The sequence below is a fragment of the Pseudomonas sp. Marseille-QA0332 genome (genome assembly GCF_054950175.1).
In genome coordinates this window covers 4,458,279-4,478,135 of sequence record NZ_CM143106.1, presented here as the reverse complement: position 1 = coordinate 4,478,135, position 19,857 = coordinate 4,458,279, and the positions used below count along the sequence as shown (strand labels likewise).

20 protein-coding genes are annotated in these 19,857 nt (G+C 64.8%); 15 read left to right on the top strand and 5 right to left on the bottom strand.

Annotated features, from left to right (window positions below):
* Positions 1–43: 43 nt before the first annotated feature.
* Positions 44–748: an OmpA family protein gene (locus ACY8GK_RS20675; RefSeq protein ID WP_462401925.1), complete on the bottom strand. Its 705-nt coding sequence runs from the start codon at positions 746–748 to the stop codon at positions 44–46.
* A 159-nt stretch (positions 749–907) separates the two neighbouring features.
* Here ACY8GK_RS20675 and ACY8GK_RS20670 point away from each other — a divergent pair, with 159 nt between their 5' ends.
* The 10 genes from ACY8GK_RS20670 (at position 908) to pdeM (ending at position 12,319) form a co-directional block, all read left to right on the top strand.
* Positions 908–1,402 (top strand): DUF6231 family protein, encoded by a 495-nt coding sequence (locus tag ACY8GK_RS20670; protein ID WP_196180726.1) that lies wholly within the window; start codon positions 908–910, stop codon positions 1,400–1,402.
* A 4-nt stretch (positions 1,403–1,406) separates the two neighbouring features.
* Complete coding sequence (locus ACY8GK_RS20665; protein WP_196180724.1) at positions 1,407–1,883, top strand: YchJ family protein; 477 nt, start codon at positions 1,407–1,409, stop codon at positions 1,881–1,883.
* A gap of 2 nt (positions 1,884–1,885) precedes the next feature.
* On the top strand, positions 1,886–2,362 hold the full coding sequence (locus ACY8GK_RS20660; RefSeq protein WP_230376183.1) for an LEA/WHy family protein: 477 nt from the start codon (positions 1,886–1,888) through the stop codon (positions 2,360–2,362).
* 6 nt (positions 2,363–2,368) lie between these two features.
* Positions 2,369–2,560: an SEC-C metal-binding domain-containing protein gene (locus tag ACY8GK_RS20655; protein ID WP_196180720.1), complete on the top strand. Its 192-nt coding sequence runs from the start codon at positions 2,369–2,371 to the stop codon at positions 2,558–2,560.
* Positions 2,561–2,711: 151 nt separating this feature from the next.
* Positions 2,712–5,153, top strand: a complete 2,442-nt coding sequence (locus ACY8GK_RS20650) for a penicillin acylase family protein (protein WP_462401924.1) — start codon at positions 2,712–2,714, stop codon at positions 5,151–5,153.
* A gap of 93 nt (positions 5,154–5,246) precedes the next feature.
* Positions 5,247–6,266 (top strand): ligase-associated DNA damage response exonuclease, encoded by a 1,020-nt coding sequence (locus ACY8GK_RS20645; RefSeq protein ID WP_196180716.1) that lies wholly within the window; start codon positions 5,247–5,249, stop codon positions 6,264–6,266.
* Complete coding sequence (locus ACY8GK_RS20640) at positions 6,263–7,921, top strand: ATP-dependent DNA ligase (protein ID WP_462401923.1); 1,659 nt, start codon at positions 6,263–6,265, stop codon at positions 7,919–7,921. Before ACY8GK_RS20645 ends, ACY8GK_RS20640 begins: the two co-directional genes overlap by 4 nt.
* A gap of 106 nt (positions 7,922–8,027) precedes the next feature.
* Positions 8,028–9,143: a succinylglutamate desuccinylase/aspartoacylase family protein gene (locus ACY8GK_RS20635; RefSeq protein WP_196180712.1), complete on the top strand. Its 1,116-nt coding sequence runs from the start codon at positions 8,028–8,030 to the stop codon at positions 9,141–9,143.
* Between the two features lie 66 nt (positions 9,144–9,209).
* Complete coding sequence (locus ACY8GK_RS20630; protein ID WP_462401922.1) at positions 9,210–11,663, top strand: ligase-associated DNA damage response DEXH box helicase; 2,454 nt, start codon at positions 9,210–9,212, stop codon at positions 11,661–11,663.
* Entirely contained in the window at positions 11,660–12,319 is a 660-nt protein-coding gene (gene pdeM / locus ACY8GK_RS20625) for a ligase-associated DNA damage response endonuclease PdeM (RefSeq protein WP_462401921.1), read from the top strand. The genes ACY8GK_RS20630 and pdeM overlap by 4 nt, the downstream gene beginning before the upstream one ends.
* Before the next feature lie 2 nt (positions 12,320–12,321).
* Here pdeM and ACY8GK_RS20620 read toward each other — a convergent pair whose 3' ends face one another.
* A complete protein-coding gene (locus ACY8GK_RS20620; protein WP_196180708.1) occupies positions 12,322–12,543 on the bottom strand; it encodes a hypothetical protein in 222 nt (73 codons plus the stop codon).
* Between the two features lie 98 nt (positions 12,544–12,641).
* Complete coding sequence (dcd, locus tag ACY8GK_RS20615) at positions 12,642–13,208, bottom strand: dCTP deaminase (RefSeq protein ID WP_008096785.1); 567 nt, start codon at positions 13,206–13,208, stop codon at positions 12,642–12,644.
* 325 nt (positions 13,209–13,533) lie between these two features.
* On the opposite strand from dcd, the gene ACY8GK_RS20610 reads away from it, so the two are divergent.
* Positions 13,534–13,743 (top strand): cold-shock protein, encoded by a 210-nt coding sequence (locus ACY8GK_RS20610; RefSeq protein WP_003254922.1) that lies wholly within the window; start codon positions 13,534–13,536, stop codon positions 13,741–13,743.
* Positions 13,744–13,871: 128 nt separating this feature from the next.
* Here the strand turns inward: ACY8GK_RS20610 and apbC are convergent, their stop codons facing one another.
* Positions 13,872–14,966 (bottom strand): iron-sulfur cluster carrier protein ApbC, encoded by a 1,095-nt coding sequence (apbC, locus tag ACY8GK_RS20605; protein WP_196180706.1) that lies wholly within the window; start codon positions 14,964–14,966, stop codon positions 13,872–13,874.
* Between the two features lie 158 nt (positions 14,967–15,124).
* Between apbC and metG the strand changes: the two genes are divergently transcribed.
* The 3 genes from metG to ACY8GK_RS20590 all read left to right on the top strand — a co-directional run bounded on the left by metG (position 15,125) and on the right by ACY8GK_RS20590 (position 18,235).
* The gene (gene metG / locus ACY8GK_RS20600) at positions 15,125–17,164 is read left to right on the top strand and encodes a methionine--tRNA ligase (RefSeq protein WP_196180704.1); all 2,040 of its coding nucleotides are present in this window, start codon (positions 15,125–15,127) and stop codon (positions 17,162–17,164) included.
* Positions 17,165–17,315: 151 nt separating this feature from the next.
* Positions 17,316–17,954 carry an endonuclease III gene (gene nth / locus ACY8GK_RS20595; protein WP_196180702.1) on the top strand — a complete coding sequence of 213 codons (639 nt, stop codon included), beginning with the start codon at positions 17,316–17,318 and terminating at the stop codon, positions 17,952–17,954.
* Positions 17,955–18,058: 104 nt separating this feature from the next.
* Entirely contained in the window at positions 18,059–18,235 is a 177-nt protein-coding gene (locus ACY8GK_RS20590) for a PA3496 family putative envelope integrity protein (protein WP_196180701.1), read from the top strand.
* Positions 18,236–18,272: 37 nt separating this feature from the next.
* On the opposite strand, the gene ACY8GK_RS20585 is transcribed toward ACY8GK_RS20590, so the two are convergent.
* The gene (locus ACY8GK_RS20585) at positions 18,273–18,899 is read right to left on the bottom strand and encodes a response regulator transcription factor (protein ID WP_196180700.1); all 627 of its coding nucleotides are present in this window, start codon (positions 18,897–18,899) and stop codon (positions 18,273–18,275) included.
* A gap of 382 nt (positions 18,900–19,281) precedes the next feature.
* On the opposite strand from ACY8GK_RS20585, the gene ACY8GK_RS20580 reads away from it, so the two are divergent.
* Positions 19,282–19,791 carry a hypothetical protein gene (locus ACY8GK_RS20580; protein WP_462401920.1) on the top strand — a complete coding sequence of 170 codons (510 nt, stop codon included), beginning with the start codon at positions 19,282–19,284 and terminating at the stop codon, positions 19,789–19,791.
* The last annotated feature ends 66 nt before the right edge of the window (positions 19,792–19,857 follow it).

The window sequence follows — 19,857 nt, the reverse complement described above, 5'->3', positions numbered from 1 at the left end:
CGGGGCATGCGCTCTGCCCCGCGATGGGTTTGGCATGGCCGGCTCAACGTTGGATCTTGATCTCGGTCCTGCGGTTCATCGCCCGGCCGCTTTCGGTGGAGTTGTCGGCGACCGGCTGCGATTCGCCCGCGCCGCTGACCGAGACGAAGCTGCTGCGCGGCACGCCGGTGCTGACCAGATAGTCCGTCACCGCGTGGGCGCGGCGCTGCGAGAGTCTCTGGTTGTAGGCGTCGGAGCCGACGCTGTCGGTATGCCCGGTCACGCTCAGGCGTACATTGGCCGCCTCCTGCCGCAGTCGCGCGGCAACACTATCGAGGTGCTGTCGGTCCGCCGCGGTCAGGCGCGCCGAATCGAACTCGAAGTGCACATCGCGAATGACGATCACTTCTTCCTTCTGCGCCACCACCGGTTCGGGGACAGGTGCTGGTGCCGGGGCCGGTTCGGGCGGGCAGCCATTGGCGTCGACTTGTACCCCACGCGGGGTGCCTGGGCACTTGTCGCGACTGTCGGGGACGCCGTCGCCGTCCTCGTCGCCATCGCCATGTGCCCAGCAGTAACCCGCTGCCAGACCGCCTCCGAGCAGCGCCCCCCAGCCGATCCAGCTGGAGCTCTCGATGGCGCCCAGGGCCGCGCCGGTGGCGCCCCCGGCGGCAGCACATTTCGGCCAGTCGGTTTTCTGCAGACCTGCACAGCCAGTCAACACGCTGGTGAGCAGAACCAGGGGTATCGCGGTACGTACTATGCTCATCTGTCGCTGCCTCCTAGGGGAATCGGTACAAAGCCGACGCCCTGGGAGTAAAGACCGCCGCGGCGATCTCTGCCAGCGTGATGCCAGCCCTGCCGGCATGGACACTATACCCGCGGCCCTCGGCCCGTTAGTCTTGGCTCATATGAACGAGGACTGGCGATGACCGACGGATTTTCCCAGCGCACCCCCCAGCAAGCCCTGGCCGCCTTGCTCGAGCGCTTCGCACCGGCCCGGTTGCTGCTGGTCGGCAGTCGCTTCCCGGCCCTGGATGCGTTTGCCCAGGCGCACCCGCAAGCGCGCATCGAGACCGCTGCGCCCGGACCGCTTCCAGCGGCGCTCGCGGCGCGCCGATTCGATCTGGCGTTGCTGGTCGACTGCCTCGAGCACCTGCCCAAGCGCGCCGGCCTGGAACTGCTCGGTGGCATTCGCAATCTCAATGCCAGCCGGGTGGCGGTACTGGCCGACCTGCCGGCCTGCGGTTGGCAGGAGACGGATTTCTTTTCCCTGGCGCTTTCGGTCAGCGAAAAGTTTCGCCGCGACGAGCAGGTCCTGAGCCTGTTCACCTATGATCTACATGACTACAAGCAGGTCCCGGACTGGCTCAATGCCAAGTTCTGGGCCAATCCAGGGAATTTCGGCAAGTACTGGTGGTGATTCGATGAGTGTCTCGGTCTGCCCATGTGGCAGTGGCAACCTGCTCGACGCCTGCTGCGGGCATTTCCATGCCGGCACCCCGGCGCCCGATGCCCAGGCATTGATGCGTTCGCGCTACAGCGCCTATGTCCTTGGCCTGGTGGACTACCTGGTGGCGACCACCCTGCCCGCACAGCAAGCCGGGCTCGACCAGGCCGCCATGGCGGCCTGGAGCGCCCAGAGCACCTGGCTGGGCCTGGAAGTGGAAACCGCCGAGGTATTCGGTGGCCAGCCCGAACACGCCTTCGTCACCTTCACGGCCCGCTGGCATGACCAGGCGGGCGACCACCAGCATCGCGAGCGCTCAGCCTTCGTCCAGCACGCCGGTCGCTGGTATTTCATCGACCCGACCGTCGAGCTCAAGGCCGGTCGCAACGACCCCTGCCCCTGCGCCAGCGGGCAGAAGTTCAAGAAATGCTGCTCCAGCTACATGGCCAGCTGACGATGAACGTCCTGGCCCGCTCGCTCGCCCTGGGTGTGGTCCTGGCCCTGCTGGGCGGGTGCGCGGGCTGGGGCGGCGATACCTGGCAGGAGCCGGAGCTGCACCTGGTCAAGGTGCAAACGCTCAAGGCCAAGCTCCACCAGCAGGAGTTCGTGTTGTATGTTCGGGTCGTCAACCCCAACGACAGCCGCCTGTTCATCCGCAACCTGGATTATTCCGTGCGCCTGGAGGAACTGTTGCTGGTCGACGACCAGGCCAGTCTCTGGCGCAGTGTCGCCCCCCACAGCCAGCGCACCTTCCAGATCACCGCCCGGACCAACCTGTGGAAGCAGCTGCGACCACTGTCGCGGCTGCTCAAGCGCAGCCAGCCTCTGCACTATCGACTGCAAGTGGAGCTGGACAGCGGATTATTCTTCTGGCGCCAAATGCACTTGATGCGCAGTGGTGAGATAATTCCCGGCGATCTCAAACCGGAGTAACCCGCAATGACCCAGCAACCCCATGTCCATGGTCCAGACTGCAACCACGATCACGATCACCACCACGGCCATGTACACGGCCCGCACTGCAACCATGCTCCCCAGGAGCCGGTGCGCAACGCCCTGAAGGACGTGGGCCGCAACGACCCTTGCCCGTGCGGCAGCGAGAAGAAGTTCAAGAAGTGCCACGGCGCTTGACCTGCTACTGAGCTGCAAGCTGCAAGCTGCAAGCTGCAAGCAAAAGCGTGGCGGCACAAGATGTTCCCATGCCTGCATAGGCGACGCGAACCACTCCAGCTTGTGCCTTGCGGCTTGCAGCCCCCAAGAACCTTCTGCCAGGAGCCCGGCCATGGCCGCCTCTCTTCCTTCTTCGGTACGCGCGCGACTGGCGAGCGCTGCCACATTGCTCGGCCTGCTTGGCCTGGCGGGCTGCCAGACGGGCGGTCAGCCCGATACGCTCGCGCCGACCAGCGGTGTCCAGCCGCTCAAGGGCCTGGCGCAGAACGTCTCGGTTCGACGCAATGCCATGGGCGCACCGCTGATCGAAAGCAGCAGCTTCCATGATGCCTTGTTCAGTCTCGGCTACGTGCATGCCAGCGACCGTATCGAACAGATGGTCGCCATGCGCCTGCTGGCACAGGGGCGCTTCGCCGAACTGGCCGGGGCCGAGGCGCTCGACAGCGATCGACTGATGCGCGCGGCCAATCTCGGACAGAGCGCCGCCCAGCTGTACGGCAATGCCTCGCCACGCCTCAAGCGCTTTCTCGAGGTCTATGCGCGAGGCGTCAATGCCTACCTGTTCCGCTACCGCGACAAGCTGCCGGGCGTTCTCGCCCAAAGCACCTATCGTGCCGAATATTGGAAGCCCGAGGATTCGGCGCTGATCTTTGCGCTGTATGCCTTCAGCCAGTCAGTGAACCTGCACGAAGAGTTGTCGGCACTGACCCTCGCGCAGAAGGTCGGCAGCGACAAGCTGGCCTGGCTGCTACCCATCGCGGCCGACGAGCCTCTGGCCAGCGCCGAAGCGGAAAAGCTCCGAGGTCTGGACATCGTCAGGCAGCTCCCGGGCCTGGCGGCGTTGACCGACGCCAGCCAGCGCCTGGCCGAGCTCGGCCTGCTGGGTAACCCGGGCTCGGCCAACTGGGCGCTTGGCCCACTGCGTAGCCGTAGCGGCAAGAGCCTGCTGAGCAGCGACAGTCGTGCCGCCTGGGCGTTGGTTCCGGTGCAGGTCCACACCAGCAAGTACCAGGTCGCCGGCCTGTCCCTGCCTGGGCTGCCGATCGTGCTGGCCGGCTACAATGGCCAGTTGGCGTGGAGCAGCAGCGCGGTGATGGCCGACAATCAGGACCTGTTCCTCGAACGGTTGCGCCACCAGGGCAACCGGTTGCACTACCTGGCCGATGGCAAGTGGCAGCCGGCCCGCGGGCGCAACGAGACGTTCTTCGTACGTGGCCAGCCGCCGCAGCGCGAAGTGCTGTACGAGACTCGCCACGGCACGCTGCTGGCACAACCGGACAGCGCCAGCCTTGGCCTTGCCCTGCACTTGCCGACGTGGGAGGGTGATCGAAGTCTCGACGCACTGTTCGACCTGACCCGTGCGGGCTCGCTCGAGCGTGCCTTCGAAACCACCCGGGAAGTCGGCGCGGCCGCGCTCAACTTCGTTTTCGCCGACGCGCAGCAGATCGGCTGGCAAGTCAGCGGCCGCTACCCCAACCGTCGCGACGGCCAGGGCCTGCTGCCCTCTCCCGGCTGGGACAGCCGCTACGACTGGGACGGTTATGCCGACCCGATGCTCCACCCCTACGACCAGGATCCGGCGACCGGCTGGCTCGGTCATGCCAGCGAGCGCAGCCAGCCACGGGGCTACGGCATGCAGCTGTCGAGCAGCTGGTATTACCCGCAGCGGGCGCAGCGCCTGGCTCAGCTGGCCGGCAACGGCCGCCATGACAGCCGCAGCCTGATGGCCATGCACGACGACCAGGTGAGCCTGCTGGCCGACAAGCTCAAGCAGATGTTCGACGCGCCAGGCATGGCGCAGGCTCTGCAGCAGGCCATCGCGGCCTTGCCGAGTGAGCAACGGCCCAAGGCCAGCGAGGCCCTGGCACGGCTCAAGGCTTTCGACGGCCGGTTGAGTCCGGTATCGGCAGACGCGGCCTTGTACGGGTTGTTCCTGCAGCAGGTCGCTCGGCAGACCTTCCTCGACGAACTCGGCCCTGAGTCGGAGCCGGCCTGGAAAGCTTTCGTCGGCAATGCCCGCCTGTCCTATTCGGCCCAGGCCGATCACCTGCTTGGTCGTGAAGACAGTCCATTCTGGGATGATCGCGCCACGACACGCAGGGAAGACAAGCCGGCCATCCTCGCCCGCAGCCTGGCTGCGGCGATGGACGCTGGCGTGGCGCAGCTGGGTAGCGATCGCCGCGCCTGGCAATGGGGCAAACTGCACCAGTACCGCTGGCCAGCGCCCGCCTGGCACGGCCTGGGCGACGTCATCGAGCGACCGGCGCAGGCCGCTGGCGGCGACTTCAGTACCTTGAACCTGACGCCTTACGCCTGGGGCGACGGCTTCGCCACCCACTTGCCCGCCTCGGCGCGCCTGCTGGTCGACTTCGCCCAGGCCGAACCGCTGCAGGTCCTGACCAGCAATGGCCAGTCGGGCAACCCGGCCAGCCGCAACCATGCCGACGGTCTGGATGCCTGGTTCAAGGGACGCTTCATGACCTTGCCGCTGCAGCCACGGCATTTCACCCAGGGCTATGGCACCCAGGGCCTGACCCTGGTGCCCGAGAGGTAGATAGCAGACAGTCCATGGCAGCGGGCGCATCGAGCTCGAACTTCCCCGGCCCGGCAGGGTTCCTACCTGTAACTCCCTGCCAACGGCCCTGCCATGGATCTTGTCATCGCTCGCCCCGAAGGTCTGTACTGCCCGCCTGGTGACTTCTACATCGACCCCTGGCGCCCCGTGGAGCGGGCCGTCATCACCCATGGTCACGGCGATCATTCGCGGCCCGGCAATGGCCACTACCTCACCGCCGAGCCCGGTGCCGGCGTGCTGCGCAGCCGCCTGGGCCAGGACATCCGCCTGCAGACCCTGCCGTATGGCCAGCGGCTCGAGCACCACGGCGTCACCCTCAGCCTGCACCCTGCCGGGCACGTGCTGGGCTCGGCCCAGGTCCGCCTGGAATACCAGGGCCAAGTCTGGGTCGCCTCGGGCGATTACAAGGTCGAGCCCGACGGTACCTGCGCGCCGTTCGAACCGGTACGCTGCCATACCTTCATCACCGAATCGACCTTCGGCCTGCCGATCTATCGCTGGCCGTCCCAGGCCGAGGTGTTCGCCCAGATCGACGCCTGGTGGCGCGCCAACCAGGCCCAGGGCAAGGCCAGCGTGCTGTTCAGCTATGCCTTCGGCAAGGCCCAGCGCATTCTTCACGGGCTCGACGCAAGCATTGGCCCGATCCTCGTGCATGGCGCCGTCGAGCCATTGAACCGAGTCTATCGAGAAGCCGGTGTCGCCCTGCCCGCGACCCGCTACGCCGGGGACATCGCGCGCCATGACCCGCTGTTGCGCGAGGCGCTGATCATGGCGCCTCCTTCGGCGTCCGGAAGCAGCTGGATGAAACGCTTCGGCGACTACAGCGACGGTTTCGCCAGCGGCTGGATGCGCCTGCGCGGCACTCGCCGGCGACGCGGCGTCGATCGCGGCTTCGTGCTTTCCGACCACGCCGACTGGCCTGGGCTACTCTGGGCCATCGGGCAGACCGGTGCCGAACGGGTCATGGTCACGCACGGCTCGGTCAATGTGCTGGTGCGCTACCTCAACGAACAGGGACTCGATGCACGTGCCTTCGTCACCGAATACGGCGATGAAGACGATGCCGCCAGCACGACGGAGCACGATGCATGAAGGATTTCGCCGAACTCTACCTGCGCCTGGACGCCACGACGTCCAGCAATGCCAAGCTCGAGGCGCTGCGCGCCTACTTCGCCCAGGCAAGCGCCGCCGACGCTGCCTGGGCGGTGTACTTCCTGGCGGGCGGGCGACCACGGCAACTGGTGCCGACCCGGCTGCTGCGCGAGCTGACCGTTGCGCTGTCAGGGCTACCGGAGTGGTTGTTCGAGGAGAGCTACCATGCGGTGGGCGACCTGGCCGAGACCATTTCCCTGCTGCTGCCCGAGTCCGAGCACGCCAGCGACGAGGGGCTGGCGCACTGGGTCGAGGTGCATCTGCTGCCTCTGCGCGGTGCGACGCCGGAGCAGGTTCAGCAGCGTCTGCCCGAACTCTGGGCACGCCTGGACCGCCCCAGCCTGATGCTCTGCCTGAAGCTGGTCACCGGCAGCTTCCGGGTCGGCGTGTCCAAGCTGTTGGTCACCCGTGCCCTGGCCCAGCTGGCGGGCCTGGATGCCAAGCGCGTGGCCCAGCGTCTGGTCGGCTATACCGACCTGAGCCATCGTCCTACCTCGCACAGTTACCTCAAGCTGATCGCGCCAGAGTCGGCCGACGAGCATGCCCTGCGCGGCGGGCAGCCTTATCCGTTCTTCCTGGCTCATGCCCTGCAAGCTCCCGTCGAGCAGTTCGACGCCCTGCTGGGCCCGGCCAGCGACTGGCAAGCGGAATGGAAGTGGGACGGAATTCGCGCCCAGGTGGTCAAGCGTGACGGCCAGCTGTGGATCTGGTCGCGCGGCGAGGAACTGGTCACCGAACGCTTTCCAGAACTGCACGGCCTCGCCGAGACGCTGCTGGACGGCACGGTGATCGACGGCGAGATCCTGGTCTGGAAAACCACGCCCGACCGTGACGCTCCCGGCGTGCAGCCTTTCGCCCTGCTACAGCAGCGCCTGGGCCGCAAGACCCTTGGCAAGAAGCTGCTGGCCGAGGCGCCAGTAGTCCTGCAAGCCTATGACCTGCTCGAATGGCAGGGCGAGGACTGGCGCAGCCGGCCGCAGCACGAGCGTCGCCGCCAGCTGGAATACCTGGTGGACCATCACCCCCTGGCGCCGGTCCTGCTTTCACCGCTGCTCGAAGGCCGCGACTGGGCCGACCTGGCCAGCCAGCGCGAGCGATCGCGCGACCTCGGCGTGGAAGGCCTGATGCTCAAGCAGCGTGATGCGCTGTATGGCGTGGGTCGGACCAAGGACATGGGGCTGTGGTGGAAGTGGAAGATCGACCCATTCAGCGTCGACGCCGTGCTGATCTATGCCCAGCGTGGCCATGGACGCCGCGCCAGCCTCTACAGCGACTACACCTTCGCCGTCTGGGATGGTCCGGCGGACATGCCTGGACGCACCCTGGTGCCCTTCGCCAAGGCCTATTCCGGCCTGACCGACGCAGAAATGCGCCAAGTCGATGCCATCATCCGCAAGACCACGGTGGAGACCTTCGGGCCGGTGCGCAGCGTGACCCCGACCCTGGTCTTCGAGCTGGGCTTCGAAGGCATCGCGCTCTCCAGGCGCCACAAGAGCGGCATCGCGGTACGCTTCCCACGGATGCTGCGCTGGCGCCATGACAAGCCCGTCGAGCAGGCTGACGACCTGGCCACGCTGCAGGCGCTACTGGCCTGAAGGCTGGCACGCGGCCCGAAGCAAGGCTGCAGGATCACCGCAGTTGTGCTTGTATCTGTGTGCGCGACTTCGTCGCGAACCGTTCACCTTCTTCGCCAGGATCACCATGCACCCTCGGACCCATGAACTGCTGGCGCCCGCACCGGGCATCACGCGTCTGCTGCACAGCTTCCACTTCGGCCCCGCGGACAGCGGCAAGGTCTACGTCCAGGCTTCGCTGCACGCCGACGAGCTGCCCGGCATGCTGGTCGCCTGGCACCTCAAGGGTCGCCTGGCCGACCTGGAACGCCAAGGCCGACTACGTCGGGAAATCGTCCTGGTCCCGATCGCCAACCCGGCAGGGCTGGGGCAGGTGTTGCTGGAGGGGCCACTGGGCCGCTTCGAGCTGCACAGCGGCGAGAACTTCAACCGCAACTTCGTCGATCTGTCCGATGTGGTCGGAGACCAGGTCGAACCCCACCTGAGCCAGGATCCAGCGCACAACCTGGCGCTGATTCGCCAGCGTCTGCGCCAGGCGCTGGATGCCCATGTACCGACCACGCCATTGCACTCCCTGCGGCTGGCGCTGCAGCGGCTGGCCTGCGAAGCCGAACTGGTGCTGGACCTGCACTGCGACTTCGAGGCGGTCGAGCACTTGTACACCACCCCGCAAGCCTGGCCGCAGGTCGAGCCACTGGCACGCTACCTCGGTGCCCAGGCCAGCCTGCTGGCCACCGACTCGGGCGGGCAATCGTTCGACGAATGTTTCAGCCTGTTCTGGTGGCAGTTGCAGCAACGTTTCGCCAAGCGCTTCCCCATCCCCGAAGGCAGCGTCTCGGTCACCGTCGAACTGCGCGGCCAGGGCGACGTCAGCCATGACCTGGCCAGGCAGGACTGCCAGGCGCTGCTGGACTTCCTGACCTTGCGCGGCGTGATCGATGGCCCCGTCCCACCTCTGCCGGTCCTGCCCCGTCCAGCGACACCGCTGGCGGCGGTCGAGCCTCTGGTCGCCGTCACGGGCGGGCTGCTGGTGTTCCACGCCAGCCCCGGCGATGACCTGGAAGCCGGGCAACTGGTCGCCGAGATCATCGACCCGCTCACTGACCAGGTCACGCCTGTACGCAATGCGCAGCCCGGCCTGCTCTATGCGCGCAGCGCGCGACGCATGGCCACGACCGGCATGGTGGTGGCGCATGTCGCTGGTCGGCGGATCTGCCGCAGCGGTTACCTGCTGGCGCCTTGATGGGTAAAACCAACCGGCAATGCCGACGGTCTGTAAAGGATGTTCCCCGACGGACCCGCCAGCCGTATGCCTTCACGCCCCGATCCCGCCAGCCAATGGTTCGACGCCCGCGGCTGGACGCCATTCGCTTTCCAACGCCGCGTCTGGGCCGCCGTTTCCCGAGGCGAGTCGGGGCTCTTGCATGCCAATACCGGTGCCGGCAAGACCTACGCCGTGTGGTTCGCCGCGCTGCGCGCCTTTGGCAAGGCCCAGGCGCGCCAGCCGGCGCCATTGCAGGTGCTGTGGATCACGCCCATGCGCGCCCTGGCTGCCGACACGGCGCGCGCATTGCAGGCGCCGCTGGATGACCTGGCACTGGACTGGACGGTCGGGGTACGCAGTGGCGATACCGGCAGTGCCGAGCGGGCCCGCCAGGCCCGACGCCTGCCAAGCACGCTGGTCACCACGCCGGAAAGCCTGACGCTGCTGTTGACCCGCGAACGGGCAGAGCAGGATTTTTGCAGCCTGCGCATGGTCGTGGTGGACGAGTGGCACGAGTTGCTCGGCAACAAGCGTGGCGTGCAACTGCAACTGGCCCTGGCGCGTCTGCGCCGCTGGCACCCAGGCTTGGTCACCTGGGGTTTGTCGGCCACGCTCGGTAATCTCGAGCATGCCCGCGAAGTGCTCCTGCCGCACGGCGGCGAGCTGGTCAAGGGCCGCCAGGACAAGCGCATCCTGGTCGACACCCTATTGCCCGATGCCATCGAACGTTTTCCCTGGGCCGGCCACATGGGGTTGAAGATGCTTGGCCAGGTCCGCGACCAGATCGACGCCAGCAGCAGCTGCCTGGTCTTCACCAACACTCGCGCCCAGTCGGAACTGTGGTACCAGGCGCTGCTCGAGGCGCGACCGGACTGGGCCGGGCTGATTGCCCTGCACCATTCCTCGCTGGCCCGCGACACGCGTGACTGGGTAGAGCGCAGCCTCAAGGACGGCGCGCTCAAGGCAGTGGTCTGCACCTCAAGCCTCGACCTGGGCGTGGATTTCCTGCCGGTCGAGCGGGTCTTGCAGATTGGTTCGGCCAAGGGCGTGGCGCGTCTGCTGCAACGTGCCGGACGCTCCGGCCACGCGCCAGGCCGCGTCTCGCGGATCACCCTGGTGCCGACTCACAGCCTGGAGCTGGTGGAGGCCGCAGCGGCGCGCCGAGCCCTGGCCTGCGGCCATATCGAAGCGCGCCGATCCCCACGTCTGTGCATGGATGTACTGGTCCAGCATCTGGTCAGCATGGCATTGGGCAGCGGCTTCCGGCCCGCCGAGCTGCTGGCTGAAGTGCGCAGCACCTGGGCTTTCCATGACTTGAGCGACAGTCAGTGGCAATGGGCCCTGGCGTTCGTTCGCCACGGCGGCGACTCGCTCAGTGCCTATCCCGACTACCAGCGGGTCGAGGCGCAGGCCGACGGCGTCTGGCGCGTTACCAGCCAACGCCTGGCGCGGCGCCACCGCATGGGCATCGGCACCATCGTCAGCGAGGCACATCTGCACCTCAAATACTGGAGCAAGGGCGGCGGCGGCAAGCACCTGGGCAGTGTCGAGGAAGCCTTCATCGCCCGCTTGCGCCCTGGCGACACGCTGCTCTTCGCCGGACGGGTACTGGAGCTGGTACGGGTGGAGAACATGACGGCCTATGTACGCCGCAGCACGGCAAGGAAGGCTGCGGTGGCGCGCTGGAGTGGCGCACGCCAGCCCCTCTCCGGCGAGCTTGCCCAGGCTCTGGTCGAGCAACTCGATGCCGCCGCGCAAGGTCGCTTCGACAGCCCCGAAATGCGCACGGTAAAGCCATTACTCCAATTGCAGGCGGTCTGGTCGGCGTTGCCCACCCGGCACACCCTGCTGGCCGAGACACTGGTCTCGCGCCAGGGCAGCCATCTGTTCCTCTATCCGTTCGCCGGACGCATGGCCAACCTCGGCCTGGCCAGCCTGGTCGCCTGGCGGATCAGCCGCACACGACCGTTGAGCGTATCGATCGCGGTGAACGACTACGGCTTCGAACTGCTCAGCCCAAGCCAGGTGGACTGGGCCGGCCATCTGACCGAAGCGTTGTCGCCCGACAGCCTACTCGAGGACGTGCTCGCCAGCCTCAACGCGGGGGAAATGGCCTTGCGCCGCTTCCGTGAAATCGCCCAGATCGCCGGGCTGGTGTTCGGTGGCTACCCGGCGGCACAGAAGAGCATCCGTCAGATCCAGGCATCCAGTGGCCTGTTCTTCGAGGTCTTTCGCAAACATGACAGCGGCAACCTGCTGCTTGGCCAGGCTCGCGATGAAGTATTGCGGGACGAACTGGAAATCGAGCGCCTGCAACACCAATTGCTGCGCATCAACCAGCTTCGCCTGGACCTGCACGTGCTCGAACACCCCAGCCCCCTGGCCTTCGCCCTGGTGGTGGAAGGCTTGCGCGAGACCATGAGCAGCGAGAAGCTTGCCGACCGCATCGCGCGCATGGTCGCCGACCTGGAAGGCGCTGCCGACGGAGGCAGACGATGAACCTGTACCACGAGCAGATCGAGCACTGCGGCGAAACGCTCTGGCTATTGCCTGACAAGGCAATCTACTGGCCCCGCCGGCAGATGCTGCTGGTGGCCGACCTGCACATCGGCAAGGCCGCCAGCTATCGCGCCCTGCACCAGCCGGTGCCACGCGGCACCACACAGGCCACCCTGGCACGCCTGGACAGCCTGCTGGCAGCCCATGCCTGCCGTTGCCTGGTGGTGCTTGGCGACTTCCTGCACGCTCGCAATGCGCGGGCGCCGGCGACACTGGCGCGGCTCCAGGCCTGGCGCGCCAGCCATCCCGAGCTGGACATCGTGCTGATACGCGGCAACCATGACCGCCATGCCGGCGACCCGCCCGCCGAGCTGCGCATGCGGGTGGTGGATGAGCCGTGGCTGGTCGGGCCGTTCGCCCTGCAGCATGAGCCACAGCCGCACCCGACCCATGCCGTGCTCGCCGGGCACGTGCATCCGGTCTACGTGCTGCGCGGCCGCGCGCGCCAGCGTCTCCGCCTGCCTTGCTACCTGATGGATGCAGGCGTCAGCCTGCTGCCGGCGTTCGGCGAGTTCACTGGTGGCTGGGAAATCACCCCAACGGCGACTGCGAAGGTCTACCTCACAGGCGCCGACCGGGTCTGGGAAGTGCCCTGACCTCAGGCCTGGGGAGTCGGTGGGGGTTCGTCAGGGATGGTCGGCACCCCTTCAGGCGGCGTTTCCGGCTCGGAAGGTTGCGGGAAGTCCGGATCCGGCTGGCCAGGGATTCCACCTGCCTGCACGGAGCCTTGCGGCTGGGCCAGCAGCGACCATGCCAACAACCCGATCTGGTTGGGCTGCAGCACGGCCAGCTTGGCACTGATAGCGGGGTCGATTTTCATAGGCAACTCCTGGCAAAGAGCCGGCACACGTCGTGTGTGCAAGGGCTGTTCACTAGCTTGGAGTGCCTTTGGCAAAACTAATTCCCGACCACGTTCGATCAGGTCCGCGGAAGAGTGACGCCGCGCTGTCCCTGGTACTTGCCACCACGGTCCTTGTAGGACACTTCGCACTCTTCGTCGGATTCCAGGAAAAGCATCTGGGCCACGCCCTCGTTGGCGTAGATCTTGGCTGGCAAGGTGGTGGTATTGGAGAACTCCAGGGTCACATGGCCCTCCCACTCCGGCTCCAGGGGCGTGACGTTGACGATGATGCCGCAACGGGCATAGGTGCTCTTGCCCAGGCAGATGGTCAGCACGTTGCGCGGAATGCGGAAATACTCGACGGTGCGGGCCAGGGCGAAGGAGTTCGGTGGAATGATGCAGACATCGCTCTTGACATCGACGAAGCTGCCGGCATCGAAGTTCTTCGGGTCGACGGTGGCCGAGTTGATGTTGGTGAAGACCTTGAATTCGTCCGCGCAGCGCACGTCGTAGCCGTAGCTGGAGACGCCGAAGGAAATGACTCGGCTGTCCTGCTCGCCGCGCACCTGACGCTCGACGAACGGTTCGATCATGCCGTGTTCCTGCGCCATGCGGCGAATCCACTTGTCCGATTTGATGCTCATGGCGGGTGTCCTGAAAATGCGATGGGGAAAACCAGGGCGCATCTTACGATACCCGCGCCAGACGGCAAAGTTCCGTCCCTCGAGACCACGCGAGACGGGCCTTGCCGGTTCCATCGATCCGAATTTCGACAAAGCCGCTGTTGGCCATTGGCAGGCCGGGGAAAGTGGGTTATGGTGACGCCACTGTGCTGCACGTGACACCGAGAATCTCTGTTTGATGCACGATTACCATCGGCCCATCGCTGAATTTTCCTGCTCTTTGCACTCAGTCCCGGCCCGGGGTGTTTCCTGAGCCGTAATCAACTTTGTCCAAGGAGACAGAAACATGTCCAATCGCCAATCCGGTGTTGTCAAGTGGTTCAACGATGAGAAGGGCTACGGCTTCATCACCCCTCAGTCGGGTGACGACCTGTTCGTACACTTCAAGGCCATCCAGGCTGACGGCTTCAAAACCCTGAAAGAAGGCCAGGCTGTTACTTTCGTCGCTACCCGCGGCCAGAAAGGCATGCAGGCTGAAGAAGTCCAGATCGCCTAAGTCGATCTCGCTTCGCGCTTGAAGAAACCCGCCATCGGCGGGTTTTTTTATGCCTGGGCCAGCCCTGCAACGGTCGAGTCGGCAGGCTGGCGTGATGGCTCGACGCGGCCACCACGCCGCGGGTGCGCTCAGTCCTCGCTGATGGTGATGCTCGGCATCGCTGGCGTCGCGGCTTCCTGCAGGACGATGCGAGCACCTACCTGGCGCGCCAGTTCCTGATAGATCATCGCAATCTGGCTTTCCGGTTCGGCGATGGCGGTTGGCCGGCCATTGTCGGCCTGCTCACGGATCAGCATGGACAACGGCAGCGATGCCAGCAGCTCGACGCCGTATTGCGCCGCCAGCTTCTCGCCGCCGCCTTCACCGAACAGGTGCTCGGCGTGGCCGCAGTTCGAACAGATGTGCACGGCCATGTTCTCCACCACTCCCAGCACCGGGATGTTGACCTTGCGGAACATTTCCACGCCCTTGCGAGCGTCCAGCAATGCCAGGTCCTGCGGCGTGGTGACGATCACCGAACCGGCCACGGGGACTTTCTGCGCCAGGGTCAGCTGGATGTCGCCGGTACCCGGGGGCATGTCGATCACCAGGTAATCGAGATCGTCCCAGGCCGTCTGGGTCACCAGTTGCAGCAAGGCGCCGGACACCATCGGACCGCGCCAGACCATCGGGGTATTGTCATCGGTAAGGAAGGCCATGGACATGACTTCCACGCCATGGGCCTTGATCGGTACGAACCACTTCTGCTCGCGTATCTGCGGCCGGGTACCTTCGGGGATACCGAACATGACCCCTTGGCTGGGCCCATAGATATCGGCATCGAGGATGCCGACCCTGGCGCCTTCGCGAGCCAGGGCCAGGGCCAGGTTGGCAGCAGTGGTCGACTTGCCCACCCCGCCCTTGCCCGAAGCCACCGCGATGACGTTCTTCACGTTGGCCATGCCTGGCACCTGGGCTTGCGCCTTGTGCGCGGCGATCACGGTGTCGACGCTGACCCGCGCCGCCGCCACGCCAGGCAGGCCTTCGATGGCCGAGCGCAACACCTGGGCCCAGCCATTGGCGAACAGCCCGGCGGCATAGCCCAGCTGCAGCTGTACATCGACCTGGCCTGCCTGGATGTCGATACTGCGGACACAGCCTGCGCTGACCGGGTCCTGGTTCAGGTAGGGATCGGTGTACTGGCGAAGAATGGCTTCGACGGCGGCACGCGTGACGGCACTCATGGAGACTCCCGTGGCAAGACTGACTGATGAATCGAGCCCCTATGCTAACCCGTCGACCGGCATCAGATGCGCTGATGGGGTGAAATATATTTCCCGGCGCTTTATAGTGGCCGATCATCGTCAAGTTCACCCGTCGCCACATAAGTAGCCGAGCCCCCATGTCCGAGCCACGCCAGATTCTCGTCACCAGCGCCCTGCCCTACGCCAATGGTTCGATCCACCTTGGCCACATGCTGGAGTACATCCAGACGGACATGTGGGTTCGCTTCCAGAAGCTGCGTGGCAACCAGTGCATCTATGTCTGCGCCGACGACGCTCACGGTTCGGCCATCATGCTGCGCGCCGAGAAGGAAGGCATCACCCCTGAGCAACTCATCGCCAATGTCCAGGCCGAGCACAGCCGCGACTTCGCCGACTTCCTGGTCGACTTCGACAACTTCCATTCGACCCACTGCGAAGAAAACCGCGAGCTGTCCAGCCTGGTCTATCGCCGCCTGCGCGATGCCGGGCACATCGCCAGCCGCTCGGTGACCCAGTACTTCGACCCGGAAAAAGGCATGTTCCTCGCCGACCGGTTCATCAAGGGCACCTGCCCGCGCTGCGCGGCCGAAGACCAGTATGGCGACAACTGCGAAAAATGCGGCGCGACCTACTCGCCGACCGAGCTGAAGGACCCCAAGTCGGCGATTTCCGGCGCCACCCCGGTGCTGCGCGATTCCCGGCACTTCTTCTTCAAGCTTCCGCAGTTCCAGGCCATGCTGCAGGAGTGGACCCGCAGCGGTACGCTGCAGGATGCGGTAGCCAACAAGCTGGCCGAGTGGCTCGACGCCGGCCTGCAGGAATGGGACATCTCCCGCGATGCTCCGTACTTCGGCTTCGAGATTCCAGATGAACCCGGCAAGTACTTCTACGTCTGGCTGGACGCGCCCATCGGCTACATGGCCAGCTTCAAGAACCTTTGCGCGCGTCGTCCGGAGCTGGATTTCGACGCGTTCTGGAACAAGGACTCCAAAGCCGAGCTGTACCATTTCATCGGCAAGGACATCGTCAACTTCCACGCCCTGTTCTGGCCGGCCATGCTCGAAGGCGCCGGTCTGCGCAAGCCGACCGGCATCAATGTGCACGGCTACCTGACCGTCAATGGTGCCAAGATGTCCAAGTCGCGTGGCACCTTCATCAAGGCGCGCACCTACCTGGACCACCTGGCACCGGAATATCTGCGCTACTACTACGCCTCCAAGCTGGGACGCAGCGTCGATGACCTGGACCTGAACCTCGAGGATTTCGTCCAGAAGGTCAATTCCGACCTGGTCGGCAAGGTGGTCAATATCGCCAGCCGTTGCGCCGGATTCATCCACAAGGGCAACCAGGGCGTGCTGGTGGCCGCGCACGCCGCGCCGGAACTGACCGACGCCTTCGTCCAGGCCGCGCCTTCGATCGCCGAAGCCTACGAGGCCCGTGATTTCGCCCGCGCCATGCGCGAAATCATGGCCCTGGCCGATCGCGCCAACGCCTGGATCGCCGACAAGGCGCCGTGGTCGCTGGCCAAGCAGGAAGGCCAGCAGGATCAGGTGCAGGCCATCTGCGCCCAAGGCATCAACCTGTTCCGCCTGCTGGTGATCTTCCTCAAGCCCGTGCTGCCGGTCATGGCGGCCGATGCCGAGGCGTTCCTCAACGTGGCTCCGCTTGCCTGGAACGACTACCAGTCGCGCCTGGAGAACCATCAGCTCAATGCCTTCAAGCCGCTGATGAGTCGCATCGAGCCAGCCCGGATCGAGGCGATGATCGCAGCCAGCAAGCAGGACCTGGCCGTGGCGCAGCCCGCGGCACCGGCCGGCAACGGCGAACTGGCCAAGGACCCACTGGCAGAGCAGATCGAGTTCGACACCTTTGCCGCGGTCGACCTTCGTGTGGCGCTGATCGTCAAGGCCGAGGCGGTGGAAGGGGCCGACAAGTTGCTGCGCCTGACTCTCGACATCGGTGACGAGCAACGCAATGTCTTCTCCGGCATCAAGTCGGCGTACCCGGATCCAGCCAAGCTCGAAGGCCGCCTGACCATGATGGTGGCCAACCTCAAGCCCCGCAAGATGCGCTTCGGCGTGTCCGAGGGCATGGTCATGGCGGCTGGTCCTGGCGGCGAGGAAATCTACCTGCTCAGCCCCGACAGCGGTGCCAAGCCTGGCCAACGCATCAAGTGACGCGCCAGCCCCGGCCGCTGGGCCGGGGCCTTCCCGCCTGGCGCCGCTTGGCGGCACCAGGGTCGCATGCTTTCTCGCCTGACCGCCGTACCCGTTACAATCGACCTGGTACGAGGCAGCGCCGCGCACCACGTCAAGGAATGCCCCAACCATGAATGCCGCCAAGCGCCTGGAGATTTTTCGCAGGCTCCATGAAGACAATCCCGAACCGCGGACCGAACTGGCCTATACCACGCCATTCGAACTGTTGATCGCCGTGATCCTGTCGGCGCAGGCAACGGACGTGGGTGTCAACAAGGCCACGGCCAGGCTGTTCCCGGTCGCCAATACGCCACAAGCGGTGCTTGCCCTGGGAGTGGACGGCCTGAGCGAGTACATCAGGACCATCGGCCTGTACAACAGCAAGGCACGCAACGTCATCGAGACCTGTCGCCTGTTGATCGAACGGCATGCTGGCGAGGTCCCACAGACCCGCGAGGCCCTCGAGGCGTTGCCCGGCGTGGGACGCAAGACGGCCAACGTGGTCCTCAACACAGCGTTCCGGCAATTGACCATGGCCGTCGATACGCACATCTTTCGAGTCAGCAATCGCACTGGCATCGCCCCAGGCAAGAACGTGCTGGAAGTCGAAAGAAAGCTGTTGAAGTTCGTGCCACGCGACTACTTGCTCGATGCCCACCACTGGCTGATTCTGCATGGCAGGTACGTTTGCCAGGCACGCAAGCCCCGCTGCGGCAGCTGTCGCATCGAAGACCTGTGCGAATACAAGGCGAAGACAAGTGATGATTGAGGTTATTGGGAAAGCCACGCCCTTCGATTGAAAAAATCTTTTTTACCGTCGCCATGATTCTCGCTATAAGGTCGGCCAACGGCCCTCTTGGCTTGGAGTGACTCATGAGTACCGATAAAGAAGATCTTGTCCTGGACGATGATTTCACCAGCAGCGAAGACGATGGCGAAGCGCCTGTCGAGACTGCGAAGACCAACCTGACCAAGCGTCGCACCATCGACAACCTGCTCGAAGAACGGCGCCTGCAGAAACAGCTGGCAGAATACGATTACGATTTCTGAAAATCGCTGGCCAAGCCTCCGTTGGAGGCTTGGTGCCTCATACCAGTCCGTGTCGCTGGGCAAGTTCGATGAGGTCCACCAGCGAACGGGCATTGAGCTTGTGCAACAGGCGGGTCTTGTAGGTGCTGACCGTCTTGTTGCTGAGGAACATGCTGTCGGCGATTTCCTTGTTGCTGCGTCCCTTGGCCAGCTGCTGCAACACCATCATCTCGCGCCCTGACAAGCGCTCGACCATTTCCGTCTCGGTACCTCCGTTGATGATGCATCGTGCCTTGTGCAGGGCCTGATTGGGGAAGTAACTGTAGCCGGACAGCACCGCCTTGATGGCACTGAGCAGTTCGGTGAGCTCCTGCTGCTTGCAGACGTAGCCGGCAGCCCCAGCCTGCATGCAGCGCATCGAAAAGTGGCCTGGCGCCTGGGATGTCAGCACCAGCACCTTGGTGTGCGCGCTGCACATGGACAGGCGGGTGATCACTTCCAGGCCGTCGAGCTTGGGAATCCCGATGTCCAGGATCACGATGTCGGGAAGATGCTCCCTCGCCAGCTGCAACGCATCCACGCCATTGTCGGTCTCCGCCGCGACCTCGTACCCATGTCGTTCCATCAGCATGCGCACCGCCAGACGAATGACCGGATGATCATCCACGATCAATACCTTGTTCATGCGATATCAACTTTCCGTTGTTCTAGTTCTGAATCCGTACAATAACCGAGACGACCGCTCGAGTGCGTGGCGTCTCCCCGCACATTTACCTGCCGAGATAAAACTTACATCAACTAGCGAAAGGTCCTACATCTAGTAACTTTTTGATTTAGATTCAAACAGAATTCGGAACGACTTCGGCCTGAAGACTAACAACGGCAAAAGATATGAAACAGCAGACAAAGCCGTTTTCCGATGCAGGCATCGTTCCATCGTGCATGGCGAAAAACGCCTGGATCGCCAGGCCGCCCGGGTAGTCTTTCCTGGGGGCGAAATGGCTCACTTTCGAACATCAGCGCCAAGCATGCTAAACCCGCACGCAATGCACTCGAGAGGGGGTCCCATGAGCCCGCCACAAACCATCAGCCCGCTGACCATCATCGCCATCTTCGCCGGGATCATAGAGGCATCCGCGCTGGCCTCCCTACCGTTCCTGAGCGAACGCAGCCAGACCATCTACACCTGGTTCCTGGTCGGCTTCCCGTTCTTTCTCACGATCCTGTTCTTCCTGACCTTGAACTTCAATCACAGGTCGCTCTACTTCCCTGCCAACCGGCTCGAGCGCGAGGACACGACCAGGGCAGGCGTCGACCTCCTGGAGCGTGCCGCAAGCCCAGCAGCGCTGCAGCTGCCACTGATGGAACTGGCTACCGGGGATGGATTGCCGGAAACGATGACCATCGTGCTGTCCGGCGCGGATACGCAGCGGACGATCGAGACACATGTGCTGCGCGCGGTGGGCCTGCCGGCGAGCCGGCATCATCGCTGGGTGGTCTACAACATGGACCGTCAGACACGCATATGCATATCGGTCGACCCATTATCGACGACCCGACAGGCGCCGCCCTCCTGAGCCGGCACCTGCCGAGGCGCGCCAATGCAAAACCCCGGCATGGCGCCGGGGTCATTTGGCTCGACG